The 26,818-nt window shown below is 71.2% G+C and carries 19 protein-coding genes; 14 read left to right on the top strand and 5 right to left on the bottom strand.

Annotated elements, in window-relative coordinates; all coding sequences use genetic code 11:
* Positions 1–124: 124 nt before the first annotated feature.
* Positions 125–889: an IclR family transcriptional regulator gene (locus tag ABZ478_RS10540; protein WP_359547225.1), complete on the bottom strand. Its 765-nt coding sequence runs from the start codon at positions 887–889 to the stop codon at positions 125–127.
* A 294-nt stretch (positions 890–1,183) separates the two neighbouring features.
* Between ABZ478_RS10540 and metH the strand changes: the two genes are divergently transcribed.
* The 3 genes from metH (at position 1,184) to ABZ478_RS10525 (ending at position 7,662) form a co-directional block, all read left to right on the top strand.
* Positions 1,184–4,699 (top strand): methionine synthase, encoded by a 3,516-nt coding sequence (metH, locus tag ABZ478_RS10535; protein WP_359547222.1) that lies wholly within the window; start codon positions 1,184–1,186, stop codon positions 4,697–4,699.
* A 194-nt stretch (positions 4,700–4,893) separates the two neighbouring features.
* Entirely contained in the window at positions 4,894–5,595 is a 702-nt protein-coding gene (locus tag ABZ478_RS10530; protein ID WP_359547221.1) for an HAD family phosphatase, read from the top strand.
* A 462-nt stretch (positions 5,596–6,057) separates the two neighbouring features.
* On the top strand, positions 6,058–7,662 hold the full coding sequence (locus tag ABZ478_RS10525; RefSeq protein ID WP_359547219.1) for an ABC transporter substrate-binding protein: 1,605 nt from the start codon (positions 6,058–6,060) through the stop codon (positions 7,660–7,662).
* A 78-nt stretch (positions 7,663–7,740) separates the two neighbouring features.
* Here the strand turns inward: ABZ478_RS10525 and ABZ478_RS10520 are convergent, their stop codons facing one another.
* Complete coding sequence (locus tag ABZ478_RS10520) at positions 7,741–8,412, bottom strand: response regulator transcription factor (RefSeq protein WP_359547217.1); 672 nt, start codon at positions 8,410–8,412, stop codon at positions 7,741–7,743.
* An 83-nt stretch (positions 8,413–8,495) separates the two neighbouring features.
* A complete protein-coding gene (locus ABZ478_RS10515; RefSeq protein ID WP_359547215.1) occupies positions 8,496–9,479 on the bottom strand; it encodes a RecB family exonuclease in 984 nt (327 codons plus the stop codon).
* Positions 9,480–9,657: 178 nt separating this feature from the next.
* Here ABZ478_RS10515 and ABZ478_RS10510 point away from each other — a divergent pair, with 178 nt between their 5' ends.
* From ABZ478_RS10510 to ABZ478_RS10500, 3 genes are all read left to right on the top strand, one after another.
* Positions 9,658–11,373: a site-2 protease family protein gene (locus ABZ478_RS10510; protein WP_359547213.1), complete on the top strand. Its 1,716-nt coding sequence runs from the start codon at positions 9,658–9,660 to the stop codon at positions 11,371–11,373.
* Between the two features lie 53 nt (positions 11,374–11,426).
* Positions 11,427–12,329: a tRNA (adenine-N1)-methyltransferase gene (locus ABZ478_RS10505; protein ID WP_189951268.1), complete on the top strand. Its 903-nt coding sequence runs from the start codon at positions 11,427–11,429 to the stop codon at positions 12,327–12,329.
* Between the two features lie 234 nt (positions 12,330–12,563).
* A complete protein-coding gene (locus tag ABZ478_RS10500; protein ID WP_359547211.1) occupies positions 12,564–13,145 on the top strand; it encodes a hypothetical protein in 582 nt (193 codons plus the stop codon).
* 118 nt (positions 13,146–13,263) lie between these two features.
* Here ABZ478_RS10500 and ABZ478_RS10495 read toward each other — a convergent pair whose 3' ends face one another.
* Complete coding sequence (locus ABZ478_RS10495; protein WP_359547209.1) at positions 13,264–13,566, bottom strand: ferredoxin; 303 nt, start codon at positions 13,564–13,566, stop codon at positions 13,264–13,266.
* A gap of 516 nt (positions 13,567–14,082) precedes the next feature.
* Here ABZ478_RS10495 and arc point away from each other — a divergent pair.
* The 8 genes from arc (at position 14,083) to ABZ478_RS10455 (ending at position 25,357) form a co-directional block, all read left to right on the top strand.
* Complete coding sequence (arc, locus tag ABZ478_RS10490) at positions 14,083–15,849, top strand: proteasome ATPase (RefSeq protein ID WP_359547207.1); 1,767 nt, start codon at positions 14,083–14,085, stop codon at positions 15,847–15,849.
* 232 nt (positions 15,850–16,081) lie between these two features.
* On the top strand, positions 16,082–17,593 hold the full coding sequence (dop, locus tag ABZ478_RS10485; protein WP_359547205.1) for a depupylase/deamidase Dop: 1,512 nt from the start codon (positions 16,082–16,084) through the stop codon (positions 17,591–17,593).
* Positions 17,594–17,792: 199 nt separating this feature from the next.
* Positions 17,793–18,011: a ubiquitin-like protein Pup gene (locus ABZ478_RS10480; RefSeq protein WP_031108679.1), complete on the top strand. Its 219-nt coding sequence runs from the start codon at positions 17,793–17,795 to the stop codon at positions 18,009–18,011.
* 48 nt (positions 18,012–18,059) lie between these two features.
* On the top strand, positions 18,060–18,665 hold the full coding sequence (locus ABZ478_RS10475) for an endonuclease VII domain-containing protein (protein WP_359547202.1): 606 nt from the start codon (positions 18,060–18,062) through the stop codon (positions 18,663–18,665).
* Entirely contained in the window at positions 18,617–19,462 is an 846-nt protein-coding gene (gene prcB / locus ABZ478_RS10470) for a proteasome subunit beta (protein ID WP_359547199.1), read from the top strand. Before ABZ478_RS10475 ends, prcB begins: the two co-directional genes overlap by 49 nt.
* Positions 19,463–19,523: 61 nt before the next feature.
* Entirely contained in the window at positions 19,524–20,267 is a 744-nt protein-coding gene (gene prcA, locus ABZ478_RS10465) for a proteasome subunit alpha (protein ID WP_199209929.1), read from the top strand.
* 227 nt (positions 20,268–20,494) lie between these two features.
* Complete coding sequence (locus ABZ478_RS10460) at positions 20,495–21,031, top strand: hypothetical protein (RefSeq protein ID WP_359547197.1); 537 nt, start codon at positions 20,495–20,497, stop codon at positions 21,029–21,031.
* A gap of 9 nt (positions 21,032–21,040) precedes the next feature.
* Positions 21,041–25,357 carry a cation-translocating P-type ATPase gene (locus ABZ478_RS10455; protein ID WP_359547195.1) on the top strand — a complete coding sequence of 1,439 codons (4,317 nt, stop codon included), beginning with the start codon at positions 21,041–21,043 and terminating at the stop codon, positions 25,355–25,357.
* Between the two features lie 299 nt (positions 25,358–25,656).
* On the opposite strand, the gene ABZ478_RS10450 is transcribed toward ABZ478_RS10455, so the two are convergent.
* A complete protein-coding gene (locus ABZ478_RS10450) occupies positions 25,657–26,679 on the bottom strand; it encodes a LacI family DNA-binding transcriptional regulator (protein WP_359547192.1) in 1,023 nt (340 codons plus the stop codon).
* Between the last annotated feature and the right edge of the window lie 139 nt (positions 26,680–26,818).

Here is a 26,818-nt window from a genome sequence, read left to right as displayed (position 1 = left end):
GCCCGATATGTCCATTTCAGGGTATGGCGAGAACCGGGACGCCGCCTCGCGTCCCGGTCCTCGCCCGGTCAGTAGGTCGCGACCGGCCGTGTCCGGCCGTCGCCCGGCAGCGGATCGCCGCCGGTCAGAAACGCCCCGCGCCCAGGTCCCGCGACACCGCGCGGGCGCAGTCCCGTACCGCGGCGATCAGCTCGGGGCGCACCTCGCCGTCGCGGCACAGCCGCTCCACCGCGCCCGCGATGCCGACCGCGCCCACCGGCATCCGGCGCCCGTCGTGGACCGGCGCGGCGATCGACGCAACGCCCTCCCAGGTCTCCTCCACGTCCGCCGCGTAGCCACGCGCCCGCGTGAGGTCCAGCAGGTGCTCGAAGTCCGCCGGCTCGCACACCGTGCGGTCCGTGAACGGCTTGCGGTCGGCCTCCATGGCCTCGCTGTGCGCCACCGGGTCGTAGGCGGAGAGCACCTTGCCCAGCGCCGTGGAGTGCAGCGGCTGCATCGCCCCTATCTCCAGCACCTGCCGGCTGTCGTCCGGCCGGAAGACGTGGTGCACGATCAGGACGCCCTGCTGGTGCAGGACGCCCAGATACACGCTCTCCCCGCTGGAGCGGGCCAGGTCGTCGGTCCACACCAGGGCCCGCGCCCGCAGCTCGTGCACGTCCAGATAGGTGGTGCCCAGGCGCAGCAGCTCGGCGCCCAGCTGATAGCGGCCGGAGGCGCCGTCCTGCTCGACGAACCCCTCCTGCTGCAGGGTCCGCAGGATGCCGTGGGCGGTGCCCTTGGCGAGGCCCAGTGACGAGGCGATGTCCGAGAGGCCGAGCCGCCGCTCACCGCCCGCGAGCAGCCGCAGCATCGCCGCCGCCCGTTCGAGCGACTGGATGTTCCGTGCCATCGCCGTCCTGCCTCCGCCCTCTTCGACCAATGCCGAACAGCGTGCAACACCCTGTTCGGCAATGTCGAACACTACCGGTCCATGTCGACCTCCCGCCAATGGTTCGGACGACAGCTGTTACATCCCGTGCGGCACACCGGTGGAGATCCGGCCAACCGGCACGACCCGCGTCCGCCTCGTGGACGCCGGTGCCCATCCAAGCCCACTCCCGGTTACCCTGACGCCGTGCCCTGCCCCGGTTCCCGCCGGGGAAGGCGCATAGCCGACAGCCGTCGCATCCCAGGGAGCCCCTTCATGGCCTCGTTGCCAACGACCCCTTCCGCCGACAGCCGGACCCGTGTGTCCGCGCTCCGAGAGGCACTCGCCACCCGTGTGGTGGTCGCCGACGGAGCGATGGGCACGATGCTCCAGGCCCAGGAGCCGACGCTCGAGGACTTCCAGCAGCTCGAGGGCTGCAACGAGATTCTCAACCTCACCCGCCCCGACATCGTCCGCTCCGTCCACGAGGCGTACTTCGCCGTGGGCGTCGACTGCGTCGAGACCAACACCTTCGGGGCCAACCACTCCGCCCTCGGCGAGTACGACATCCCCGAGCGCGTGCACGAACTGTCCGAGGCCGGCGCCCGCGTCGCCCGCGAGGTCGCCGACGAGTTCACCGCCAAGGACGGCCGGCCCCGCTGGGTCCTCGGCTCCATGGGCCCCGGCACCAAGCTGCCCACCCTCGGCCACGCCCCCTACACCACCCTGCGCGACGCCTACCAGCGCAACGCCGAGGGCCTGGTCGCCGGCGGCGCCGACGCGCTGCTCGTGGAGACCACCCAGGACCTCCTGCAGACCAAGGCCGCCGTGCTCGGCGCCCGCCGCGGCCTCGCCGCCCTCGGCCTGGACCTGCCGGTCATCGTGTCCGTGACCGTCGAGACCACCGGCACCATGCTGCTCGGCTCCGAGATCGGCGCCGCCCTCACCGCGCTCGAACCGCTCGGCATCGACATGATCGGCCTGAACTGCGCCACCGGCCCGGCCGAGATGAGCGAGCACCTGCGCCACCTCGCCCGCAACGCCCGGATCCCGCTGTCCTGCATGCCCAACGCGGGTCTGCCGGTGCTCGGCAAGGACGGCGCCCACTACCCGCTGAGCGCGCCCGAGCTGGCCGACGCCCAGGAGACCTTCGTCCGCGAGTACGGCCTCTCCCTCGTCGGCGGCTGCTGCGGCACCACCCCCGAGCACCTGCGCCAGGTCGTCGAACGCGTCGAGGGCCTCACCCCGCGCAGCCGCGACCCGCGCCCCGAGGCCGGCGCCGCCTCCCTCTACCAGAGCGTGCCCTTCCGCCAGGACACCTCCTACCTCGCCATCGGCGAGCGCACCAACGCCAACGGATCCAAGAAGTTCCGCGAGGCCATGCTCGAGGGCCGCTGGGACGACTGCGTGGTGATGGCCCGCGACCAGATCCGCGAGGGCGCCCACATGCTCGACCTGTGCGTGGACTACGTCGGCCGCGACGGCGTCGCCGACATGGAGGAACTCGCCGGCCGCTTCGCCACCGCCTCCACCCTGCCGATCGTCCTCGACTCCACAGAGGTCGACGTCATCGAGGCGGGCCTGGAGAAGCTCGGCGGCCGCGCCGTGATCAACTCCGTGAACTACGAGGACGGCGCCGGCCCCGACTCCCGCTTCGCGAAGGTCACCGCGCTGGCCCGGGAGCACGGCGCCGCGCTGATCGCGCTCACCATCGACGAGGAGGGCCAGGCCCGCACCCCGGAGAAGAAGGTCGAGATCGCCGAACGGCTCATCGACGACCTGACCGGGAACTGGGGCATCCGTGAGGAGGACATCCTCATCGACACCCTGACCTTCACCATCTGCACCGGCCAGGAGGAGTCCCGCAAGGACGGCGTCGCCACCATCGAGGCCATCCGCGAGCTCAAGCGCCGCCACCCGGCCGTCCAGACCACCCTCGGCCTGTCCAACATCTCCTTCGGCCTGAACCCGGCCGCCCGCATCCTGCTGAACTCCGTCTTCCTCGACGAGTGCGTCAAGGCGGGCCTGGACTCGGCGATCGTGCACGCCTCCAAGATCCTCCCGATCGCCCGGTTCAGCGACGAAGAGGTGCGGACCGCCCTCGACCTCATCCACGACCGCCGCGCCGAGGGCTACGACCCGCTGCAGAAGCTGATGCAGCTCTTCGAGGGCGCCACCGCCAAGTCCCTGAAGGCCGGCAAGGCCGAGGAACTGGCCGCGCTGCCCCTCGAGGAGCGGCTCAAGCGGCGCATCATCGACGGCGAGCGCAACGGCCTGGAGGCCGACCTCGACGAGGCCCTCCAGGACCGGCCCGCCCTGGACATCGTCAACGAGACCCTGCTGGACGGCATGAAGGTCGTCGGCGAACTGTTCGGCTCCGGCCAGATGCAGCTGCCGTTCGTGCTCCAGTCCGCCGAGGTCATGAAGACGGCCGTCGCCCACCTCGAACCGCACATGGAGAAGTCCGACGCCGAGGGCAAGGGCACCATCGTGCTGGCCACCGTGCGCGGCGACGTCCACGACATCGGCAAGAACCTCGTCGACATCATCCTGTCCAACAACGGCTACAACGTCGTCAACCTCGGCATCAAGCAGCCCGTCTCCGCGATCCTGGACGCCGCCGAGGAACACCGCGCCGACGTCATCGGCATGTCCGGCCTCCTGGTGAAGTCCACCGTGATCATGAAGGAGAACCTGGAGGAGCTGAACCAGCGCGGCCTCGGCACCCGATTCCCGGTCATCCTCGGCGGCGCCGCCCTCACCCGCGCCTACGTCGAGCAGGACCTGCACGAGATCTACGACGGCGAGGTCCGCTACGCCCGCGACGCCTTCGAGGGCCTGCGCCTGATGGACGCCCTCATCGGCGTCAAGCGGGGCGTGCCCGGCGCCAAGCTGCCCGAGCTGCGGCAGCGCCGGGTCCGCGCCACGGCCGCCGTGGAGATCGAGGAGCGCCCGGAGGCGGGGCACGTCCGCTCCGACGTCGCCACCGACAACCCGGTGCCCGCCCCGCCGTTCTGGGACACCCGCGTCATCAAGGGCATCCAGCTCAAGGAGTACGCGAGCTGGCTGGACGAGGGCGCGCTGTTCAAGGGCCAGTGGGGCCTGAAGCAGGCCCGCGCCGGCGACGGCCCGACCTATGAGGAACTGGCGGAGACCGAGGGCCGCCCCCGCCTGCGTGGCCTGCTGGACCAACTCCAGACGGAGAACCTGCTGGAGGCGGCCGTCGTCTACGGCTACTTCCCGTGCGTCTCCAAGGACGACGACCTGATCATCCTGGACGAGCGCGGCAACGAACGCACCCGGTTCACCTTCCCCCGCCAGCGCCGCGGCCGCCGCCTGTGCCTCGCCGACTTCTTCCGCCCGGAGGAGTCCGGCGAGACCGACGTCGTCGGGTTCCAGGTCGTCACCGTCGGCTCCCGGATCGGCGAGCAGACCGCGAAACTCTTCGAGTCCAACGCCTACCGCGACTACCTCGAACTGCACGGACTGTCCGTTCAGCTGGCCGAGGCCCTCGCCGAGTACTGGCACGCCCGGGTCCGCGCCGAACTCGGCTTCGGCGGCGAGGACCCCGCCGCCATGGAGGACATGTTCGCCCTGAAGTACCGGGGCGCCCGCTTCTCCCTCGGCTACGGCGCCTGCCCCGACCTGGAGGACCGCGCCAAGATCGCCGAGCTGCTGCGGCCCGAGCGGATCGGGGTCCAGCTCTCCGAGGAGTTCCAGCTCCACCCCGAGCAGTCCACCGACGCGATCGTGATCCACCACCCGGAGGCCAAGTACTTCAACGCCCGCTGAGGCACCCGTCGGCCCCCGCGTCCGGGAACACCGAAGTGCCTCCTGGCCTGCACGGGGGTGTTTCAGGAGGTACCCCGGACCGGGACGGATAAACGAGGCGCTCCGGGCATCGGAGACGTACACTGGTCGGTCCACCGCAGGCCGGTTCCCCGCATGGGAACCGGCCTGGTCGTCCCTGAAGGAGGTGCGCACGGATGACCAGCACTGTCCCAGCGCTCGGAACCCGTACGGCCGAAGGCTCCGCCCTGCAGGCGGTACTCCTCGACATGGACGGCACCCTGGTGGACACCGAGGGCTTCTGGTGGGACGTCGAGGTCGAGGTCTTCGCCGCCCTCGGCCACGTCCTCGACGAGGCCTGGCGGCACGTCGTCGTCGGCGGCCCCATGACCCGCAGCGCCGGCTTCCTCATCGAGGCCACCGGCGCCGCCATCACCCTCGCCGAAGTCTCCGTGCTGCTCAACGACGGCTTCGAGACCCGCATCGGGCGGGCCCTGCCGCTGATGCCCGGCGCCGCCCGGCTGCTCGCCGAACTCCACGAGCACGGCATCCCCACCGCCCTGGTCTCCGCCTCCCACCGGCGCATCATCGACCGCGTGCTGACCGTGCTGGGCCCCCACCACTTCGGCCTCTCCATCGCCGGCGACGAGGTCTCGCGCACCAAGCCCTACCCCGACCCCTACCTGCTCGCCGCCGCCGGACTCGGCGTCGACCCGGCCCGCTGCGCCGTCGTCGAGGACACCGCCACGGGCGTCGCCGCCGCCGAGGCCGCCGGCTGCCAGGTGGTCGCCGTGCCCTCCATCGCCCCCATCGCCCCGGCCGAACGGCGCACCGTCGTGTCCTCCCTGGAAGAGGTCGACCTGACATTCCTGCGCGACCTGATGGCGCAAAAGCGGTAGCCGTTCACTCGGGGGTACTCCCGGGCCCCGAGCCGGCCGAGTGCCAAACGCCATGGGCGTGTTGGACAAATTTCCGGGGAAGTACACCGAGGAGCGAATTCCGCGCGGGCCGCCCGGCCGAATTCCGGTAAGCACCAACTCCTCGCCGCAGGTGTGACGTTCCCCACGCGTCGAGTCCTCGACAACGTTGCCCAAGTGTGCAGACTGTGCCGATCCGGGACGTGACGGCGTGACCTTGTGTCCCGATTGGGGAGACGCTGCACTAATCCTGCCGCTGTCGGGTTTTCGGTGTGTCCACACCCGGTTTCACTCCGTGATGGACGCTCAACTCATGCGTCAGTGAACCCCCCTGCGGGCGCGGACTAATCTCGTCGCGAGAACATCGAAGCAACCCCCGTGGCTCGCCGCACCACCCATGCATGCCGAGTACATGGACTCGAACAGCTCTGGAGAAACTCCCGCATGAACCGCAAGACCTTGGTGCTGCCGGCACTGGCCGGCCTGCTGACGCCGGTTCTCGCCGCGTGCGGCGGATCCGACAGCGGGAGCAAGAGCGGGGACGCCATCGTGGTCGGCACCACGGACCGGTTCGAGGCCACCAGCGACGCCCCGGCACCCCTCGACCCCGCCTACGCCTACGACGTCGGCACCTGGAACATCCTGCGCCAGACGGTGCAGACCCTGATGACCCAGCCCAAGGGCGAGGGCAACCCCGTCCCGGAGGCCGCCGAGAGCTGCTCCTTCACCGACAGCGGCAACGAGCGCTACGCCTGCAAGCTGCGCGAGGGCCTGCAGTTCTCCGACGGCGACAAGGTCACGGCCGCCGACGTCAAGTACTCCATCGAGCGTGCCCTGCGCATCAAGGCGGACAGCGGTGTCGCCACCCTGCTGAACACGGTCGACACGATCGAGACCCAGGGCGACCGCGAGGTGATCTTCCACCTCAAGACGGCCGACGCCACGTTCCCGTACAAGCTGTCGACCCCGGTCGCGGGCATCGTCAACCCGAAGGACTACGCCAAGGACAGGCTGCGCGACGGCTTCGACGTCGACGGCTCCGGCCCCTACACGCTCAAGTCCGACGTCAAGGACAACGTGATCGTCACCGCCACCTTCACCAAGAACCCTTCCTACAAGGGCAGCGTGACGGTGAACAACGACGAGGTCGAGATGCGCTCCTTCGACGACGCCGACGCCATGGGGCAGGCCATCGAGAAGGGCGACATCGACCTGATGACGCGCACCATGTCGCCGTCCCAGATCGACAAGCTGGACTCCGGCTCCAAGGCCAACGTCGACCTCGTCGACATGCCCGGCCTCGAGATCCGCTACCTGGCCTTCAACACCGACGCGCCCACCGTGAAGACCAAGGCCGTCCGCCAGGCCATGGCCCAGGTCATCAACCGCGGCGAACTCGTCTCCAAGGTCTACGGCACCCAGGCCGAGCCGCTGTACTCGCTGGTCCCGGCCACCCTCACCGGCCACTCGAACTCGTTCTTCAACAAGTACGGCGACCCCAGCGCCACCAAGGCCAAGAGCCTGCTCGAGAAGGCCGGCATCACCACCCCGGTGAAGCTGACGCTGCACTACACCACCGACCACTACGGCTCGGCCACCAAGCAGGAGTTCCAGATCCTGCAGAAGCAGCTCAACAACAGCGGCCTGTTCGACGTCAGCATCCAGGGCCACCCCTGGTCGACCTTCCGGCCCGCCGAGCAGAAGGGCCAGTACGACGTCTACGGCATGGGCTGGTTCCCCGACTTCCCCGACGCCGACAACTTCGTCGCGCCCTTCCTCGACAAGGGCAACTTCCTCGGCTCGCCCTACTCCAACGGCACCATCCAGCGCACGCTGATCCCCGAGTCCCGGCGCGAGGCCGACCGCCTCAACGCGGTCAAGACCCTCACCGCGATCCAGGACACCGTCGCCGAGGACGTCCCCGTGCTGCCGCTGTGGCAGGGCAAGCAGTACGTCGCCGCGCGCGACAACGTCACGGGTGTCTCCTACGCCCTCAACTCCGTCGCCTCGCTCCAGCTGTGGGAGCTCGGCCGCGGTGTGAGCGGCTGACACCCGCCCGCCTCACATGCCGAGGGCGCCCCTTCCCGCACGGGAAGGGGCGCCCTCGGCATCGTAACGGGGCCCGGCTCAGCTCGCGCCGGGCCGCACCAGTCCGCTCTCGTACGCGTACACCGCCGCCTGCACCCGGTCGCGCAGCCCCAGCTTGGTCAGCACATGTCCCACATGCGTCTTCACCGTCGTCTCGCTGACGAACAGATCCGCGGCGATCTCCGCGTTGGACAGCCCGCGCGCCACCAGCTTCAGCACCTCCACCTCACGGTCGGTGAGCGTGTGCAGCGTGTCCGGCACGGACTCCTCACCGGACGGCAGATGCGTGGCGTACTTGTCCAGCAGGCGGCGCGTGATGCTCGGCGCCAGCATCGCCTCCCCGGCGGCCACCACCCGGATCGCCTGCACCAGCTCGTCGGCGGGCGCGTCCTTCAGCAGGAACCCGCTCGCCCCGGCGCGCAGCGCCTCCACCACGTACTCGTCCAGATCGAACGTGGTCAGCACCAGCACCTTCGCCGGGCCGTCCCGCCCCGGACCGGTGATCTGCCGGGTGGCCTCCACACCGTCCATCCGCGGCATCCGGATGTCCATCAGCACGACATCCGGCTGCAGGACCCGTACCTGATCGAGGGCCTGCAGGCCGTCGCCGGCCTCGCCCACGACCGCGATGTCCTGCTCGGCCTCCAAAATCATCCGGAAACCGGTACGCAGCAGGGGCTGGTCGTCGACCAGTAGGACGCGGATGGCCACGTGACACTCCTTCGCTATTCCGCACCCATTCTGCCCTGCCCCCGGCAGGCCGCCGGCGGCGCCCTCGAGGCAGCCGCCGGCCCCTACTCGCCGGCCGCGGCGGACCGCACCGGCAGCGGATAGGGCGGGGGAGTACCGCCGAACTCCGGGCAGTGCGACCGGTGATCGCACCAACCGCACAGCTTCGTCGGCCGGGCCCGCCACTCGCCGGTCTCCGTGGCCTGCCGGATCGCCTCCCACAGCGCCAGCAGCTTGCGCTCCACCCGCTCCAGGTCGGCCGGGACGGGATCGTAGGTCAGCACGTCACCGCTGCCGAGATACACCAGCTGCAACCGGCGCGGGACGACCCCCTTCAACCGCCACACCACCAGCGCGTAGAACTTCATCTGGAACAGCGCGCCCTCGGCGTACTCCGGCCGCGGCGCCTTCCCCGTCTTGTAGTCCACGATCCGCACCTCGCCGGTGGGCGCCACGTCGACACGGTCGATGATCCCGCGCAGCCGCAGCCCCGACTCCAGCTCGGCCTCCACGAACAGCTCCCGCTCGGCCGGCTCCAGCCGGGCGGGGTCCTCCAGCGTGAACCACCGCTCCACCAGCCGCTCGGCCTCACCCAGCCAGCGGGCCAGCCGCTCGCCCTCCGGATCCTCGGCGAACAGCTCCCCGATCTCCGGCCGGCTCTCCCGCAACCGGTCCCACTGCCCGGGGATCAGAGCCTTCGCCCGCGGCGCCGTCCGCTCCGCGGCGGGCGCGTCGAACAGCCGCTCCAGCACGGCGTGCACCAGCGTCCCCCGCGTCGCGGCCTCACTCGGCTTCTCCGGCAACCGGTCGATCACCCGGAACCGGTACAGCAGGGGACACTGCATGAAGTCACCGGCCCGGGACGGCGACAACGAGGACGGGGCGACGGCCACCCGCTCTCCCGCCTGCCCGGCCGCACCACCGCCCGGCACCACCGGCTCCCCGGCGGCCGCCGCCGCGTCCGGCGCCGGTTCCGCCGCCCCCGCCGCCGGAACCGTCCCCCCGGCCTGACCCAGCAGGGCCCCCGCGTCCTCGATGCTGCTGTCCATGACCCCAGACCATACGGCCCGGCACTGACAGCGACCCAGCCGCGGGCCGCGTTAGGCCCGGCGACAGCGGGGCAAAGACAAGGGGTGCCGGGGCGGAACGGACCACCACGGCCGCATACCATCGACCCGAGACCTTCCGCCCGCATGGCGCGGAAGACGCTTCGAACGAGGGGACAGCGTGGACGTGAGCGGCGGGAGCGGGCAGCCGCGGTCCGGCAACGACGAGCCGGCCGAGCACCCCGCGAGCCCTACGGTCCCGGCGACCGGACCCACCGGTCACCACCCCGGCCCGGAGCCCGACGACGCCCCCGAGCCCGCGGGCACCCCGCACCCCGGCCCGGGGAAGCGCGCCGGCCTCGGCGACTCCCACGAACCGGACGACCGCCACGACCCCGATGACCGCGACGGCCGGGACAGTCGGCACGACCACGACGGCCGGCACGACCACGACGACGGGCAGGACCACGACGCCCGGCACGACCACGGCGACGGGCAGGACCACGACGCCCGGCACGGCCACGACGGCCGGGACGAGTACCCCGACACGGACACCCCGAAGGACACCCGGCCCCCGAGCCCGACCCCCGGCGCCGAAACCGGCGAGACCACCCGCCACACCGGCCCCACCCACCCCGCCACCGGCGAGGAGACCCCCGCGGCCGGCCCCGGCGCCCACCCCGCCGAACACCGCTCCCTCGCCCACTCCGGCATCGCCAAGGGCGAACCCCCGCAGCCGCGACCCAAGGAACCCGGCGGCGGACTGCTCATGGGCCGCCCCTTCGGCGTCCCCGTCTACGTGGCACCCAGCTGGTTCCTCGTGGCCGCCCTGATCACCTGGGTCTTCGGCGGCCAGCTCGACCGGGTCCTGCCCGAGCTCGGAGCCGCCCGCTACCTGGTCTCCCTCTTCTTCGCCGTCGCCTTCTACGCCTCCGTCCTCGTCCACGAACTGGCCCACACGGTCGCCGCGATCCGCTTCAAACTCCCCGTCCGCCGCATCCAGCTCCAGTTCTTCGGCGGCGTCTCCGAGATCGAGAAGGAGGCCGAGACCCCGGGACGTGAATTCGTCCTCGCCTTCGTCGGCCCCCTGCTCTCCCTCGCCCTGGCCGGCCTGTTCTACCTGGCCATGAAGCCCGTACAGCCGGACAGCGTCCCGGGCGTCCTGCTCGCCGGCCTGATGATCTCCAATCTCATCGTCGCCGCCTTCAACCTGCTGCCCGGCCTGCCCCTCGACGGCGGCCGCATGCTCCGCGCCGTCGTCTGGAAGATCACCGGCAAACCCATGAGCGGCACCGTCGCCGCCGCCTGGGTCGGCCGCGCCCTCGCCATCTCCGTCCTCGTCGGCCTGCCGCTGCTCAACCAGTCCGGCGCCTTCGGCGGCGGCAACCAGGACATGGGCGGCATGCACACCGTCACCGACGCCCTGCTCGCCGCCATCCTCGCCGCGATCATCTGGACCGGCGCCGGCAACAGCCTGCGTATGGCCCGCCTGCGCGAACACCTCCCCGAACTCAAGGCCCGCGCCCTCACCCGGCGAGCCGTCCCCGTCGAGACCGACACCCCGCTGTCCGAAGCCCTCCGCCGCGCCAACGCCGCGGGCGCCCGCGCCCTCGTCGTCGTCGACCCCGACGGCAACCCCCTCTCCCTCGTCCGCGAGGCCGCCATCGTCGGCGTCCCCGAACACCGCCGCCCCTGGGTCGCCGTCAGCGGCCTCGCCCAGGACCTCACCGACGGCATGCGGGTCTCCGCCGAACTGGCCGGAGAAGAACTCCTCGACACCCTCCGGGCCACCCCCGCCACCGAATACCTCGTCGTCGAGGAGACCGGCGAGATCTACGGCGTCCTCTCCGCCGCCGACGTCGAGCGCGCCTTCGTCAAGGCCATGGCCCGCCCCTGACGGCCCGCCCTCCCGTGGTCGGCGGCCCCCGCAAACGCCGGTAGGCTGGTCACATGTCCGAACCGACCGGTGCCGCCCGCAGGCGCGGGCCCTTCAAGGTCGGGGACCAGGTACAGCTGACCGACCCCAAGGGCCGCCACTACACGTTCACGCTCGAAGCCGGGAAGAACTTCCACACCCACAAGGGCTCCTTCCCGCACGACGAACTGATCGGCGCTCCCGAAGGCAGTGTTGTCCGCACCACCGGCAACGTCGCCTACCTCGCGCTGCGCCCCCTGCTCCCCGACTACGTCCTGTCCATGCCCCGCGGGGCAGCCGTCGTCTACCCGAAGGACGCGGGGCAGATCCTCGCCTTCGCCGACATCTTCCCCGGCGCCCGCGTCGTCGAGGCCGGCGTCGGCTCCGGCTCGCTCAGCAGCTTCCTGCTGCGCGCCATCGGCGACCAGGGCATGCTGCACTCCTACGAGCGCCGCGAGGACTTCGCCGAGATCGCGCAGGCGAACGTCGAGCGCTACTTCGGCGGCTCCCACCCCGCCTGGCAGCTCACCGTCGGCGACCTCCAGGACAACCTGTCCGACACCGACGTCGACCGCGTCATCCTCGACATGCTCGCCCCCTGGGAATGCCTGGAGGCCGTCTCCAAGGCACTCGTCCCCGGCGGCATCCTGTGCTGCTACGTGGCCACCACCACCCAGCTCGCCCGGACCGTGGAGTCCATCCGGGAGATCGGCTGCTTCAACGAGCCGACCGCCTGGGAGACCATGATCCGCAACTGGCACATCGAAGGCCTCGCCGTCCGGCCCGACCACCGGATGATCGGCCACACCGGCTTCCTGCTCACCGCCCGCCGCCTCGCCGACGGCGTCGAGCCGCCCATGCGCCGCCGCCGCCCCGCCAAGGGCGCCTACGGCGAGGACTACGCCGGCCCCAACGCCGACGGCGGCACCGGCCGCTGACCCGCCGCCTCCGACCGGCACAACGCGAAGGCGCCGTGCCCGAGTTCCCCACCACAATCGGGAACCCGGCCACGGCGCCGACGCGTTGACACGGCACCAGGCCGCGCACCCCCACCGCGCGCGTACTCCCCGCGCGCGAGATCCCGTACCGACCCCGCCGTTCCCACGCACTGTGACGTGTGGCACCATGCTGGCCACCCCCCACCGGCACAGCCCTCACAGGAGACACTCCTAGTGCAGCCATCCGCCGTTCCGGAGCTCGCCCACACGCACACCCGGCCCATCCACTGGGTCGCCACCGCCACCGCGATCGCCGGCGTCGTCGCCCTCTCCTCCGCCGTACAGCCCGGATCGGCCACGGCCGCCCAGACCACCACGCGCACCGAGACCAAGACCGCGCCGGCGGCCGCCGCACCACCCAGCACCAGCGGCGTGCACTTCCCGCTCACCTGCGGGCCCGTGAAAGCGATCGTGGTCAAGAAGGTCACCGGCGACCTCGACGGCGACGGCGCACCGGAAACCGTCGCCGTCGTGCACTGCGACGCCCCCATGGGCACACCGCCCGACGGCGTCTACGTCCTCACCCGGGGCACCACCGGCGGCACCGCCCGCGTCGTCGCCACCCTCGTCGACCCCAAGGACCGGCGCACCGTCACCGACTTCGCCTACGACGCCGGCGCCGTCACCGCCACCCTGCTCGGCTACTCCTCGGCCGGCGTACCCAGTTGCTGCCCCGACCTGAAGACCCCCACCAGCTGGCACTGGAACGGCAAGGCGTTCATCCGCTCCACGCCCACCGCGGCCCACAGCGTCTGACACACCCCGGCCCGGCCGCGCCCCCCGAGCGAGCACCCGGCCCGGAAAACGCCGCACGCGCGCGACCCGCCCGAAGACGGCTCACGCGCGCGCACCACAGCCGGTCACCGGCCCGGCCTCACTCCGCGTCCGGACCGTGGACCTCGACCTTGTCCAGAACCCGGCGCACATGAATGCACTCCCCGGGACACTCCTTCGCCGAGTCGACCACATCCGTGAGCAGCGGCAGCGGCACCGGCACCGTGGCACCCTCGGCCTGCAGCAGCTCGTCGTCCGCGCCCTTCACATAGGCCAGCCCGTCGATGTCCAGCTCGAACACCTCGGGCGCGTACTGGGCGCAGATCCCGTCGCCGGTACACAGAGCCTGGTCGATCCAGACCTCCAGCGCCTCGCCGTCCGGGGCCTCCTGCTGCACGGTCATCTCTCCTGCCGTCGAATCGCCGGACGGCACCCCCGGCCCGACGGCCAGCGAGGTCCGCACCAGCGGCTGTTGAACACCCCGACCCTACCCCCGCCCGCATACCCTCCCGATTCCACGGGTATCGGGTTTCCCTCGGCACCCCCTCGGGTACGAGCGCCCGACCGGGAAAGGGAGCCCCGGAACCGGGCGAACACTTCCAGCCGCCCCGACGATGACCGCGACCGACCAGACCGTCGCTCTGCGTGATGACCGCGCGAGCGCACCGAAACGTGCCCAGGAACCGGCCGACCGGCCCGGAACGGACAACTCCAGCCACACACGCCGGGTATTGACCGCCACGGACCAGGAACAAGCGGCTTCCGAATCACGTTGAGTGGGTATCCCCTCCGTGCGAGAGGGAACGCACCGGGTGACCGACGACACACCTTGACAGTCTTTGTGATCTAGGGGTTTCAATCGTCACCCACCCAGGTAGGGTCTGGAAGCGTCCAGCTCCCCTTGGAGGAGGTGAGGACCGTGGCAGCCCACGACGACGACATGAACCGCGGCATCCGCCCGGGACGAGGGTCCGACGACCCCGCCGGACAGATCGCCTACCTTGAGCAGGAGATCGCCGTCCTGCGACGCAAGCTCGCCGACTCTCCGCGGCACACGAGGATTCTCGAAGAGCGGATCGTCGAGTTGCAGACCAACCTGGCCGGCGTCTCCGCCCAGAACGAGCGCCTGGCCAACACACTCCGCGAAGCCCGCGACCAGATCGTGGCCCTCAAGGAAGAAGTCGACCGGCTCGCCCAGCCGCCCGCCGGCTTCGGCGTCTTCCTGCAGGCCAACGAAGACGGCACCGCGGACATCTTCACCGGCGGCCGCAAGCTCCGCGTGAACGTCAGCCCGAGCGTCGAACTCGACGACCTCAGGCGCGGCCAGGAGGTCATGCTCAACGAGGCGCTCAACGTGGTCGACGCCATGGAGTTCGAGCGCGTCGGCGACATCGTCACCCTCAAGGAGATCCTCGAGGACGGCGAGCGCGCCCTCGTCCTCGGACACACCGACGAAGAACGAGTGGTACGGCTCGCCGAACCCCTCCTCGACGTCACCATCCGCCCGGGCGACGCCCTCCTGCTCGAACCCCGCTCCGGCTACGTCTACGAGGTCGTCCCCAAGAGCGAGGTCGAGGAACTCGTCCTCGAAGAAGTCCCCGACATCGGCTACGAACAGATCGGCGGCCTCGGCAACCAGATCGAGGCGATCCGCGACGCCGTCGAGCTGCCCTACCTCTACCCCGACCTCTTCAAGGAGCACGAGCTGCGCCCGCCCAAGGGCGTCCTGCTCTACGGGCCCCCCGGATGCGGCAAGACGCTCATCGCCAAGGCCGTCGCCAACTCGCTCGCCAAGAAGGTGGCCGAGGTCACCGGACAGGCCGCCGGCAAGAGCTTCTTCCTCAACATCAAGGGCCCCGAGCTCCTCAACAAGTATGTCGGCGAAACCGAGCGGCAGATCCGCCTCGTCTTCCAGCGAGCCCGCGAGAAGGCCAGCGAGGGCACCCCCGTCATCGTCTTCTTCGACGAGATGGAATCCCTCTTCCGCACCCGCGGCTCCGGCGTCAGCTCCGACGTGGAGAACACCATCGTCCCGCAGCTCCTCGCCGAGATCGACGGCGTCGAAGGCCTGCAGAACGTGGTCGTCATCGGCGCCTCCAACCGCGAGGACATGATCGACCCCGCCATCCTGCGCCCCGGCCGCCTCGACGTGAAGATCAAGATCGAGCGGCCCGACGCCGAAGCGGCCAAGGACATCTTCGGCAAGTACCTCACCGAGCGCCTCCCGCTCCACTCGGACGACCTCGGAGAGCACCAGGGCGACAAGGCCACCACCGTCCAGAGCATGATCCAGACGGCGGTCGAGCACATGTACGCCGAATCCGAGGAAAACCGCTTCCTGGAAGTCACCTACGCCAACGGCGACAAGGAAGTCCTCTACTTCAAGGACTTCAACTCCGGCGCCATGATCGAGAACATCGTCGGCCGCGCCAAGAAAATGGCGATCAAGGACTTCCTGGACAAGAGCCAGAAGGGCCTGCGCGTCTCCCACATCCTCCAGGCCTGCGTGGACGAGTTCAAGGAGAACGAGGACCTGCCCAACACCACCAACCCGGACGACTGGGCCCGCATCTCCGGAAAGAAGGGCGAACGGATCGTCTACATCCGCACCCTCATCACCGGAAAGCAGGGCGCAGACACCGGACGCTCCATCGACACGGTGGCGAACACCGGTCAGTACCTGTAGAACCAGGGCGGCTGCGGGTGCCCACCACGGGTACCCGCAGCCGACTGCTTTTCAGGCCACGACCGGAGCAGCCAATGACGCAAATGATCTCCCCACCAGCGCAAAGGCGTTCTAGGCTCTTTCCTACCGCCGGGTCGCACAGTGCGGGGACGGGCACCGCACACGCACCGGAACGCCGGCGGTACGCGAGCGGTACCCACGACCGAGGGTGCCGCCGGGCAAGGAGGGCCGCATGACCGTACGGCGAGTAATGGGCATCGAGACGGAGTACGGGATCTCCGTCCCCGGCCACCCCAACGCCAATGCCATGCTCACCTCATCCCAAATCGTCAACGCCTACGCCGCGGCGATGCACCGGGCCCGCCGGGCCCGCTGGGACTTCGAGGAGGAGAACCCGCTGCGGGACGCCCGGGGCTTCGACCTCGCCCGCGAGGCCGCCGACTCCAGCCAGCTCACCGACGAGGACATCGGCCTCGCCAACGTCATCCTCACCAACGGTGCGCGCCTCTACGTCGACCACGCCCACCCCGAATACAGCGCCCCCGAAGTCACCAACCCGCGCGACGCCGTCCTCTGGGACAAGGCCGGCGAACGCATCATGGCCGAGGCCGCCGAACGAGCCGCACAGCTCCCCGGCGCCCAGCCCATCCACCTCTACAAGAACAACACCGACAACAAGGGCGCCTCCTACGGCACGCACGAGAACTACCTGATGAAACGGGAAACCCCGTTCTCGGACATCGTGCGCCACCTCACGCCCTTCTTCGTCTCCCGCCAGGTCTTCGCCGGAGCCGGCCGCGTCGGCATCGGCCAGGACGGCCACGAACACGGCTTCCAGCTCAGCCAGCGCGCCGACTACTTCGAGGTCGAGGTCGGCCTGGAGACCACGCTCAAGCGGCCCATCATCAACACCCGCGACGAACCGCACGCCGACGCGGAGAAGTACCGCCGCCTGCACGTCATCATCGGCGACGCCAACCTCTCCGAGATCAGCACCTACCTCAAGCTGGGCACCACCTCGCTGGTCCTGTCCATGATCGAGGACGGCTTCATCGCGGTCGACCTGGCCGTCGACCAGCCCGTACGGACCCTCCACCAGGTCTCCCACGACCCCGGCCTCAAGCGCCTGATCACCCTGCGCAGCGGCCGCACACTCACCGCGGTCCAGCTTCAGATGGAGTACTACGAGCTGTCCCGCAAGTACGTCGAGGAACGCTTCGGCGCCGACGCCGACGACCAGACCAAGGACGTCCTCTCCCGCTGGGAGGACACCCTCAACCGGCTCGAGAACGACCCGATGAGCCTGGCCGGCGAACTCGACTGGGTCGCCAAGCGCGAACTCATGGAGGGCTACCGCCGCCGCGACGGCCTCGACTGGGACGCCGCCAAGCTTCACCTCCTCGACCTCCAGTACGCCGACGTACGCGCCGAGAAGGGCCTCTACAACCGCCTCGCGGCCCGCGGGCGCATGAAGCGCCTCCTGGACGAGGCCGAGGTCGAAAGGGCCCGCACGACGCCACCGGAGGACACCCGCGCCTACTTCCGCGGCCGCTGCCTGGAGCAGTACGCCGACGACGTGGCCGCGGCGAGCTGGGACTCGGTCATCTTCGACCTGCCGGGCCGGGATTCGCTGCAGCGCGTTCCAACCCTCGAACCGCTTCGCGGAACGCGAAATCACGTCAAGGAGCTGCTGGACCGCTGCCGCACGGCGGAAGACCTGGTCAGGGTCCTGTCCGGCGGCTGAGCGGGATCCACGGGGTACTCGGACCCGCCCGGGCGGCCGGGGTGGAAACCCCACCGCCCGGGAATCATCGAGATGGCCCCCGCACGTTGCCGAAACTGCGGGGCCGATGTCGGACCCGGCTTGTAGGGTCTGATCATCACCGATCGGCAGGAATGCCGACCCGTCGACCATGTCGGGCGAACAGAGCGGGGTGAGGGATATGGCAACCAAGGACACCGGCGGCGGCCAGCAGAAGGCCACGCGCTCCACCGAGGAGGTCGAGGAGCAGGCGCAGGACGCGCAGGGCTCCGAGGACCTCAAGGAGCGGCAGGAGAAGCTGAGCGACGACGTGGACTCCGTCCTCGACGAGATCGACGACGTACTCGAGGAGAACGCAGAGGATTTCGTTCGGAGCTTCGTGCAAAAAGGGGGCCAGTAAAGGCCTCGAAGTACTTCAGCCTTCGAACTGAAGGTCACGGGGGAGACTGTGGTCGGCGAGCCGAACGGCAAGAGCTGCAGGAAGTGCGGGCGAGACCTGCCGCCTGACGCGTTCGCGCGGGACAGGAACCGGCGTGACGGCCTGCAGGTGCACTGCCGGGAGTGCGTGGCGGAGTACAGCGCCGCGCACTACCGGCGCCGCCGGGAGGCAATGGGCGAGACTGTGCGGGAGAGAGTGGATGTCCCGCCGGGGCACAAGTTCTGCCGGACGTGTGGGGAGGTCAAGCCGCACAGCGACTGGCATCGCAACTCGACCGCGTCCGACGGGTTGGCGACACGCTGCAAGGCATGTCGCGCTGTCCAGGGACGGCGGGGGCACCTGAAGCGCCAGTACGGCATCACCGAGACCGAGCGCGACGAGTTGATCGCCTCCCAGGGGGGCGTCTGCTGTACATGCCTGGCTGCCGTGCCCGCACACGTGGATCACTGCCACGAGACGGGTAGGGTCCGAGGCGTACTGTGCTTCAGCTGCAATGCCGCACTGGGGCAGTTCAAGGATCAGCCCGAGGCCATAAGGCGGGCTGCTGCATATGTGGAAGGAAACGCGTGGAAGCCAACACTCGTAGCACCGGGCGTCTACCGGCTGCCTTCCTGACGCCAGGATCCTCCTCCTTCATGGACTTCCTCTCCGACCACCAGCCCGAGCTGCTGCCCGGCAAGCGGCAGCTGCCGCCCACCCAGGGGGTGATCGAGGCGCCGCACGGGACGACGATCGTGGCCGTCACGTTCCCCGGGGGCGTCGTGCTCGCCGGTGACCGCCGGGCGACGATGGGCAATGTGATCGCCCAGCGGGACATCGAGAAGGTGTTCCCGGCGGACGAGTACTCGGCCGTCGGCATCGCCGGCACCGCCGGTCTCGCGGTGGAGATGGTGAAGCTCTTCCAGCTGGAGCTGGAGCACTTCGAGAAGGTCGAGGGCGCGCAGCTTTCGCTGGAGGGCAAGGCGAACCGGCTGTCGACGATGATCCGTTCCAACCTCGGCATGGCGATGCAGGGGCTGGCCGTGGTGCCGTTGTTCGCCGGGTTCGACGTGGACCGGGAGCGGGGGCGGATCTTCTCGTACGACGTGACGGGCGGCCGTTCCGAGGAGCACAATTTCGCGGCGACGGGTTCGGGTTCGATCTTCGCGCGTGGTGCGATGAAGAAGCTGTTCCGGGAGGACCTGTCCGAGGAGCAGGCCACGACGCTGGTGGTGCAGGCTCTGTACGACGCGGCTGACGACGACTCGGCGACCGGTGGTCCCGATGTCGCCCGCCGGATCTATCCGATCATCACGGTGATCACCGAGGACGGTTTCCGCCGGCTCACCGAGGACGAGGCCTCGGAGCTGTCGCGTGCGGTGCTCCAGCGGCGGCTGGAGGAGCCGGACGGTCCGAAGGCCGCTCTGCTCTGAGCGTGGGCCCGGCTGTTTTCGAGGTGATCCAGTGACCATGACAGAAAGGGACGGATAACCGGTGTCGACGCCGTTCTATGTCTCACCCCAGCAGGCGATGGCCGACCGGGCGGAGTACGCCCGTAAGGGCATCGCGCGTGGCCGCAGTCTGGTGGTCATGCAGTATGCCGATGGCATCGTGTTCGTCGGCGAGAATCCGTCCCGTGCGCTGCACAAGTTCAGCGAGATCTATGACCGGATCGGTTTCGCGGCCGCCGGCAAGTACAACGAGTACGAGAATCTGCGCATCGGTGGTGTGCGGTACGCGGATCTTCGTGGTTACACCTATGACCGTGACGACGTGACGGCCCGGGGTCTGGCGAACGTGTACGCGCAGACGCTGGGCACGATCTTCTCGTCGGCGGCGGAGAAGCCGTACGAGGTGGAGCTGGTCGTGGCCGAGGTCGGCGCGACGCCCGAGGGTGACCAGATCTACCGGCTGCCGCATGACGGTTCCATCGTGGACGAGCACGGCTCGGTGGCGGTGGGCGGCAACGCGGAGCAGATCAGCGGTTTCCTGGATCAGCGTCATCGGGACGGCATGTCGTTGGCCGAGGCGCTGAAGCTGGCCGTGCAGGCGCTGTCGCGTGACACCAATGGCAGTGAGCGGGAGATTCCGGCGGAGCGTCTGGAGGTCGCGGTGCTGGACCGTACGCGGCCGCAGCAGCGCAAGTTCAAGCGGATCGTGGGCCGTCAGCTGTCGCGTCTTCTGGAGGCGGACGGTGCGGCCACGGAGGCGGAGAGCTCCGTGGAGGAAGAGGAGTAGGCCCGTTCCGCGGCGGCTTCGCCGCCGTCTCACCTCTGTCGCGCCCCGGCCGTTCCGGCCGGGGCGCGGTTGCGTTCCGGGGTCTGTCGGGGGCTGTTCGGCGTGCGGCTCGCGCCGAGGGACCGGAACCTGGAGGTGTGGGCGGCGTTCGTCGCTGACCTGTGGGATGACCCGCTGTGTCGGGGCACTCGGAGGGCACGGCAGGAGTGTGCGGAGGTGGAGGAGTCATGGCGGAGCAGAGGTCGTCCTCGGTTCTCACCGCTCCGGTGCGGGGCGCGGCCTCGGTGCTGGGGCGGTTGCCCGGTGCCGGGACGGTGAGCAGGGTCGCGGCGGGCACGTTGGACAGGGTGGGCGCGGTGTCGCCGAGGAGCAGGCGGCTGGCGGTGTACACGGGGGCCGGGGTGCTGGGGGTGGCGGGGGTGGTGGAGTGGCCGGTGGCGTTGACGGGTGCGGCGGTGGCGTGGCTGACCCAGTCGCGGCCGGGCGCTGGGCGCGCTGAGGGTGCGGTGGGGCGGCTCGGTGCGCCGGTGGAGGACGGTGAGCCGGTGGAGCGTGCGGATGTGGTGGATGTGCCGGAGGAGCCGGTGGCGGCCGAGCCGGACGACGAGGCGATGGCGTGGGCGGCGACGCATAGGACGGCGCCGGCCGGGGAGCGGCCGGGGCAGCGGCACGGTGAGCCTGGCGGTTCCGCCACGCACAGTGGGCATGGCGCGCATGGTGGGCGTCTCGGGCCCACGGCGCGGCCTGGCCGTACGGCGCGCTGAGGACGTTCGATGGTGTTCTCTCTGTTGACGGTTCCGTCGGCTGCCGCCCGGTTGGTGCCGGCGGCGCCGCGGTTGCTGGCGCGGGTGGCTGTTCCGGTGGTGGGTGCGGCGGCGGGGGCGGTGGCTGGTACGGCGCGTGCCGGGGTGCGTGGGGCTGACGTGGCGGTGCGGGTGGGCCGGGTCGCGGGCAACGCGCTGCCGGGTGGTGCGGGCCGGTGGCGTGCGGGTGCCCGGCAGCATGTGGCGTTGCGGCCGGCGCATGAGGAGGCGGCGCGGCGTGGCAGGGAGCGTCTTGGGCGTCGGGTGGCCGCCGCGGTGGCGGAGCATCCCGATGTGCTGCTGGCCTATTGGGACGAGGGGTTGGCCCGGTTGGTGGTGACGGCGTCCGAGGACGGGCTGACGGACCGGGTGCTGGATCATGTGGCGGATGTGGCGGCGTGCCATGGTCTGGAGCTGGGTGGTGATCCGGAGGAGTTGTCGCATCCGGCGGATCCGGTGGCGGTGCGGGTGGCGGCGGCGGCGTTCGTGGCCGATGTGGTGGGGACGGGTGCGGCGTTCGCGGCGTATGCGTGGCGGTTGCCGCCGTCGCCGAGGACGGTGACGGCGGTGGTGACGTTTCTGCGGGAGAACCCGCGCGTGCGTGCGGTGTTGCGCCGGCGGCTGGGCGGGCCGGGTATGGATCTGGTGCTGGCGGGTGCCAACGCGGTGGCGCACGGGGTGGGGCAGAGTCCGGCTTCGCTGGTGCTGGACGGGGCGTTGCGGGGGTGTCAGCTGGCGGAGGCGGTGGCGCGGGTGGCCGCGTTCGACTCGGTGCATGACGAGTTGTGTGCTCCGGAGCGGGTGAGTGTGGGGGGTGGGGGGTGGGAGCGGCCGCCGTTGCGGGTGACTCCGGCGCAGGAGTACGCGGCTCATGCGGCGGCGGGGAGTGTGGTCGGCGCGCTGGCGACGTTGCTGGTGAAGCACGACGTTGCGGAGGCGGCGGAGGCGGTGCTGGCCGGTTCGCCGAAGGCGGCGCGGTACGGTCCGGCGGCTTTCCATGCCGTGCTGGGTGGTGCGCTGGCGCGGGTGGGGGCGCTGGTGCGGGCGCCGGAGCGGTTGTGGCAGTTGGAGCTGGCGGGGGCGGTGGTGTTGCATCCGAGTGCGTTGCGGTTGGCGGACGGTTCGGTGGATCCGTGGACGGAGCCGGTGCTGGACGCGGCGCGACGGGCGGGGTTGCGGGTCGTGGTGGTGGACGACCCGGTGCTGGAGGATTTCGCGGGTCTGGCGGATGTGGTGGTGGACGCGCGTCGGCCGCTGGACGACGTGGTGTGTGAGGTGCGTGGTGACGGGGGGACCGTGATCACGGTCGCCCGGCTGGGTTCGGCGGACGACGGCGCGGTGCTGGCGGGGTTGTGGGCCGGTGATCTGGCGGTGGCTCTGGTGGACGGGGACGGCGCGGTGGTGTGGGGTGCGGATGTGCTGGCCCGGCGTGGTCTGCCGGATGTGTGGCGGCTGCTGATGGCGGTTCCGGCGGCGCGTGCGGTGGGTGGGCGGTCGCAGACGCTGGCGCGGTCGGGTGCCGCGCTTTCGGGGTTGCTGGTGGCGGTGGGGGAGTCCAGGGGTGGGCGTGGGCGGCTGGCGGTGCTGCCGGGGATGCGGCATGTGCCGGTGGATGTGGCGGCGGCGGGTGCGTTGTTCTCGGGGGTGCGGGCGGGGCTGGGGGTGGCGGCGGCTTCGGCTCCGCGTCCGCGTGCGCGGGTGCACTGGCATGAGCTGGACGCGGAGGAGGCGCGGGAGCGGCTGGGCCGGGAGCCGGCTGCCGAGGTGGGTGGGCTGGGCCGGGTGCCGGCGGGGGTGCGTGGGGCGGCGGGTGCGGTGGCCGGGCATCCGGCGGTGGGTCCGGTGCGCTTGGGTGTGCGGCTGGGCCGGGCGGTCAGCGGTGAGTTGCATGATCCGCTGACTCCGGTGCTGGCGGTGGGTTCGGCGGCGTCGGCGATTTTGGGTTCGGTGGTGGACGCGCTGCTGGTGGTGGGGGCGCTGGATCTGAACGCGCTGGTGGGTGGGGTGCAGCGGTTGCGGGCGGAGCGGGCGTTGTCGGGGCTGCTGGCGGATCAGAAGCGGAAGGCGCGGGTGGCGCCGTCGCAGGAGGAGGCGCCGGCGGGTGGGACGCGCACGGTGGACGCGGGTGGGTTGCGGCCGGGTGATGTGATCGAGCTGGCCGGGGACGATGTGGTGCCGGCGGATGCGCGGTTGTTGTGGGAGGAGGGTCTGGAGGTCGACGAGTCGGCGTTGACGGGGGAGTCGCTGCCGGTGCAGAAGCAGACGGACCGGACGCCGCACGCGGTGGTGGCGGACCGGCGGTGCATGGTGTTCGAGGGGACGACGGTGGTGGCGGGGACGGCCCGTGCCGTGGTGGTGGACACGGGTGACCGTACGGAGGCGGCGCGGGCGGTTCATCTGGCCGCTCGGGTGCCGCCGGCGGGTGGGGTGCAGGCGAGGTTGCAGGAGCTGACGCGGCGGGCGCTGCCGTGGACGCTGGGAGGTGGGGCGGCGGTGACGGGGCTGGCGTTGTTGCGGGGGACGCCGGTCCGGGATGCGGTGAGTGGTGGGGTGGCGGTCGCCGTGGCGGCGGTGCCGGAGGGGTTGCCGCTGGTGGCGACGGTGGCGCAGTTGGCGGCGGCGCGGCGGTTGAGCCGTGACGGGGTGCTGGTGCGTACGCCGCGCACGCTGGAGGCGCTGGGGCGGATGGACACCGTCTGTTTCGACAAGACGGGCACGCTGACGGAGAACCGGCTGCGGCTGGTGCGGGTGTGGGGTGCCGGGGGCGGGGTGTGTGCCGCGGACGATGCGGCGGCGGAGGAGACGGTGCGGGCGGCGGCGCGTGCGTGTCCGCGGCTGAACGGGGGGTCGGAGCGGCCGGTGCACGCGACGGACGAGGCGGTGCTGGACGCGGCCGGGGAGGACCCGGGGTGGACGCAGTTGGAGGGGCTGCCGTTCGAGGCCGCTCGTGGGTATGCGGCGGCGGTCGGCCGGACGGGCGACGGGGTGCGGGTGCTGGTGGTGAAGGGGGCTCCGGAGACGGTGCTGCCGGCCTGCCGGGATCTGCCGTCGCACGCTTCGGAGGGCGCGCATGCGCTGGCAGGTGAGGGGCTGCGGGTGCTCGCGGTGGCCGGGCGCCGGCTGGCGGAGGGCGAGGTGGCGGCCGGGGTGCTGGAGGAGCCGCTGCGGGACCTGGGTTTCACGGGTCTGCTGGCGTTCTCGGATGTGCCGCGGGAGACGTCGACGGCCTTGGTGCGGGGTCTGTACGAGGCGGGGGTGCGGCCGGTGATGCTGACCGGGGACCATCCGCAGACGGCTCGGGCGATCGCCCGGGAGCTGGGGTGGCCGGAGGAGCCGGTGGTGGTGACGGGGGACGAGCTGGGTGCGGCGGACCGTTCGGGGCGGGCGCGGATGCTGCGGGACGCGGGTGTGGTGGCGCGGGTGGCGCCGGAGCAGAAGCTGCAGGTGGTGGAGGCGTTGCGGGATGCGGGCCGGGTGGTGGGGATGGTGGGTGACGGTGCCAATGACGCGGCGGCGATCCGGGCGGCCGACATCGGTGTGGGGATCAACGCCCGTGGTTCCGCCGCGGCGCGCAATGCCGCGGACATCGTGCTGACGGACGACGATCTGACGGTGCTGATCGACGCGGTCGTGGAGGGGCGGGCGTTGTGGCACAGCGTGGCGGACGCGATCGCGATCCTGATCGGCGGTAACGCGGGTGAGGTGGGTTTCGGTCTGCTGGGCACGCTGGTGTCGGGCCGGGCGCCGTTGTCGACGCGGCAGATGCTGCTGGTGAACCTGTTCACGGATCTGTTCCCGGCGATGGCGGTGGCGGTGACGCCGAAGGCCGGGGTGGAGGACGCGGAGCGGGTGGGGCCGCGGTCGCCGGAGGACGCTGCGGGCGGTGTGCTGGGGGAGCCGTTGGTCCGCCAGATCCGGCACCGGGCGCTGACCACGTGCCTGGGGGCGGTGACGGCGTGGCTCATCGGCCGTTTCACGCCGGGGACGGCGCGTCGTTCGAGCACGATGGCGTTGTGCGGGGTGGTCGGTACCCAGCTCGCGCAGACGTTGCTGGACCGCCGGGACAGCCCGCTGGTGCGGGTGACGGCGCTGGGTTCGGCGGTGGCGCTGGTCGCGCTCATCCAGGTCCCGGTGGTGAGCCACGCGGTCGGCTGCACCCCGTTGGGGCCGGTGGGGTGGGCCGGTGTGGTGGCGGGTATCGCGGTGGCCCTGGCGGGCCAGCGGGTGCTGCCGCGGCTGGAGGAGACGGTGGGCCGTCTGCTGCCGGCCGGCGGCCAGGTGCGTTGACCTGAAGCGTCGTTCGCCCGCCGGGCGGGCGTCGCGGCGTCCGGTGCGTGTTCTGGGGGTCCCCCCGGCCGAAGGCCGGGGGAGTGCCGGCCGGATGCCATCGTACGGGGCGTACCCGGGTTTTCGGCCGGTGCGGCCAGTGGGGGTGCCCTCTCTGGGGGAGCGTGCCGCCGCGTCGCGACGCGGGCAGACTTTGCGTACACGGCCCAGGGCCGGTCGGGCGGAGCGGGCCGGCTCCGGGCGACGGTGCCCCGTCGGCGCGGGCGGACGCACCAGCACCGCGCCCGCGGTTCCGTCCCCTAGGGGGAGACGGGCGCTGCCGGGGCCGTGGAGCCGCGTACGACGAGTTCGACGGGGATGTCCCCGCCGGGGGGCTCGCGGCCGTCCAGGACGGCGAGCAGGGCTTCCATGCCGCGTTGGCCGAACAGTTCGGCGTCGAGCCGGACGGTGGTGAGTTCGGGGTCGAGGGCGGTGGCGAGGGCGAGGTCGTCCAGGCCGGTGACGGACACGTCGTCGGGGACGCGCAGGCCGAGGCGGCGCAGGGCCTTGTAGGCGCCGGCGGCCAGTTTGTCGTCGTCGCACACCACGGCGGTGGGGCGGGGGCCGGGCGCGGCCAGCGCGGCCTCGGTGGCGGTGCGGGCGCCGTCGATGGAGATCGGTGCGGGGGCGGTCCGGACCTGTGTGCCGGGTACGGCGGCGAGGCGGGCGGCGAGTTCGCGGGCGCGCATCTCGAAGGTCCAGGAGGGCACGTCGGCGGCGAGGTGCAGGAAGTGGCGGTGGCCGAGGGCCAGCAGGTGTCCGGTGACCTGGCGGACGCCGTCGGCGATGTCGAGGTTCACGGTGGCGGCGCCGAGGCTGCCGTCCGGGTCGCTGTCGAGCATGACGAGGGGGAGCTGGTCGCCGCGGATGGCGGTGAGGGCGTCGGCGGCCATGGAGGAAGCGATGACGCCGTCCAGGGCGGACTGTGCGGAGGCGAAGGGGTCGCGGGCCGGGCCGATGCCCTCGGGGGAGGGGTACAGCACGACGCCGAAGCCGTGCCGGGCGGCGACGCGCGCGGCGCCGGTGTAGACGCCGGCGAAGAACTCGGTGGTGAGCGCGGGGACGACGAGCAGGACGGTGCGGGTGCGGCCGAGGCGCAGGTTGCGGGCGGCGAGGTTGGGCCGGTAGCCGAGTTCGCGGGCGGCTTCCCGGACCCGGTCGGCGGTGGCCTCGGAGACCCGGCCGCGCCATTTGTCGCCGAGCACGAGGGAGACGGCCGCCTGGGAGACTCCGGCCGCCTGTGCGACGTCCCGGCTGGTCGGGCGGGTGCTGCTGCGTGCCACCGCGGGGCTGCTCCTGTTCTGGCGGTCGTACGCCCGGGAGCTCGGCGGCCCGCCGGGTCACGTCCGGTCGTCTGGACGGGTGAACAGCGCACATGGTACGTATGACAGGCGGGGTTATACGTAACACTTGGAGGCGGGA

The organism is Streptomyces sp. NPDC005706 (assembly GCF_040631045.1).
Classification (GTDB): Bacteria; Actinomycetota; Actinomycetes; order Streptomycetales; family Streptomycetaceae; genus Streptomyces.
The sequence above is the reverse complement of the archived record's forward strand: the minus strand, read 5'-3'. Positions and strand labels throughout refer to the sequence as shown.

Coding starts and splice junctions, on each gene's coding strand:
- ABZ478_RS10495 (WP_359547209.1), bottom strand. CDS start 13,566: ATGACCGTGCAGCAGGAGGCCCCGGACGGCGAGGCGCTGGAGGTCTGG.
- ABZ478_RS10525 (WP_359547219.1), top strand. CDS start 6,058: ATGAACCGCAAGACCTTGGTGCTGCCGGCACTGGCCGGCCTGCTGACG.
- ABZ478_RS10540 (WP_359547225.1), bottom strand. CDS start 889: ATGGCACGGAACATCCAGTCGCTCGAACGGGCGGCGGCGATGCTGCGG.
- ABZ478_RS10530 (WP_359547221.1), top strand. CDS start 4,894: ATGACCAGCACTGTCCCAGCGCTCGGAACCCGTACGGCCGAAGGCTCC.
- ABZ478_RS10515 (WP_359547215.1), bottom strand. CDS start 9,479: ATGGACAGCAGCATCGAGGACGCGGGGGCCCTGCTGGGTCAGGCCGGG.
- ABZ478_RS10455 (WP_359547195.1), top strand. CDS start 21,041: ATGGTGTTCTCTCTGTTGACGGTTCCGTCGGCTGCCGCCCGGTTGGTG.
- ABZ478_RS10480 (WP_031108679.1), top strand. CDS start 17,793: ATGGCAACCAAGGACACCGGCGGCGGCCAGCAGAAGGCCACGCGCTCC.
- ABZ478_RS10460 (WP_359547197.1), top strand. CDS start 20,495: ATGGCGGAGCAGAGGTCGTCCTCGGTTCTCACCGCTCCGGTGCGGGGC.
- metH (WP_359547222.1), top strand. CDS start 1,184: ATGGCCTCGTTGCCAACGACCCCTTCCGCCGACAGCCGGACCCGTGTG.
- dop (WP_359547205.1), top strand. CDS start 16,082: ATGACCGTACGGCGAGTAATGGGCATCGAGACGGAGTACGGGATCTCC.
- ABZ478_RS10505 (WP_189951268.1), top strand. CDS start 11,427: ATGTCCGAACCGACCGGTGCCGCCCGCAGGCGCGGGCCCTTCAAGGTC.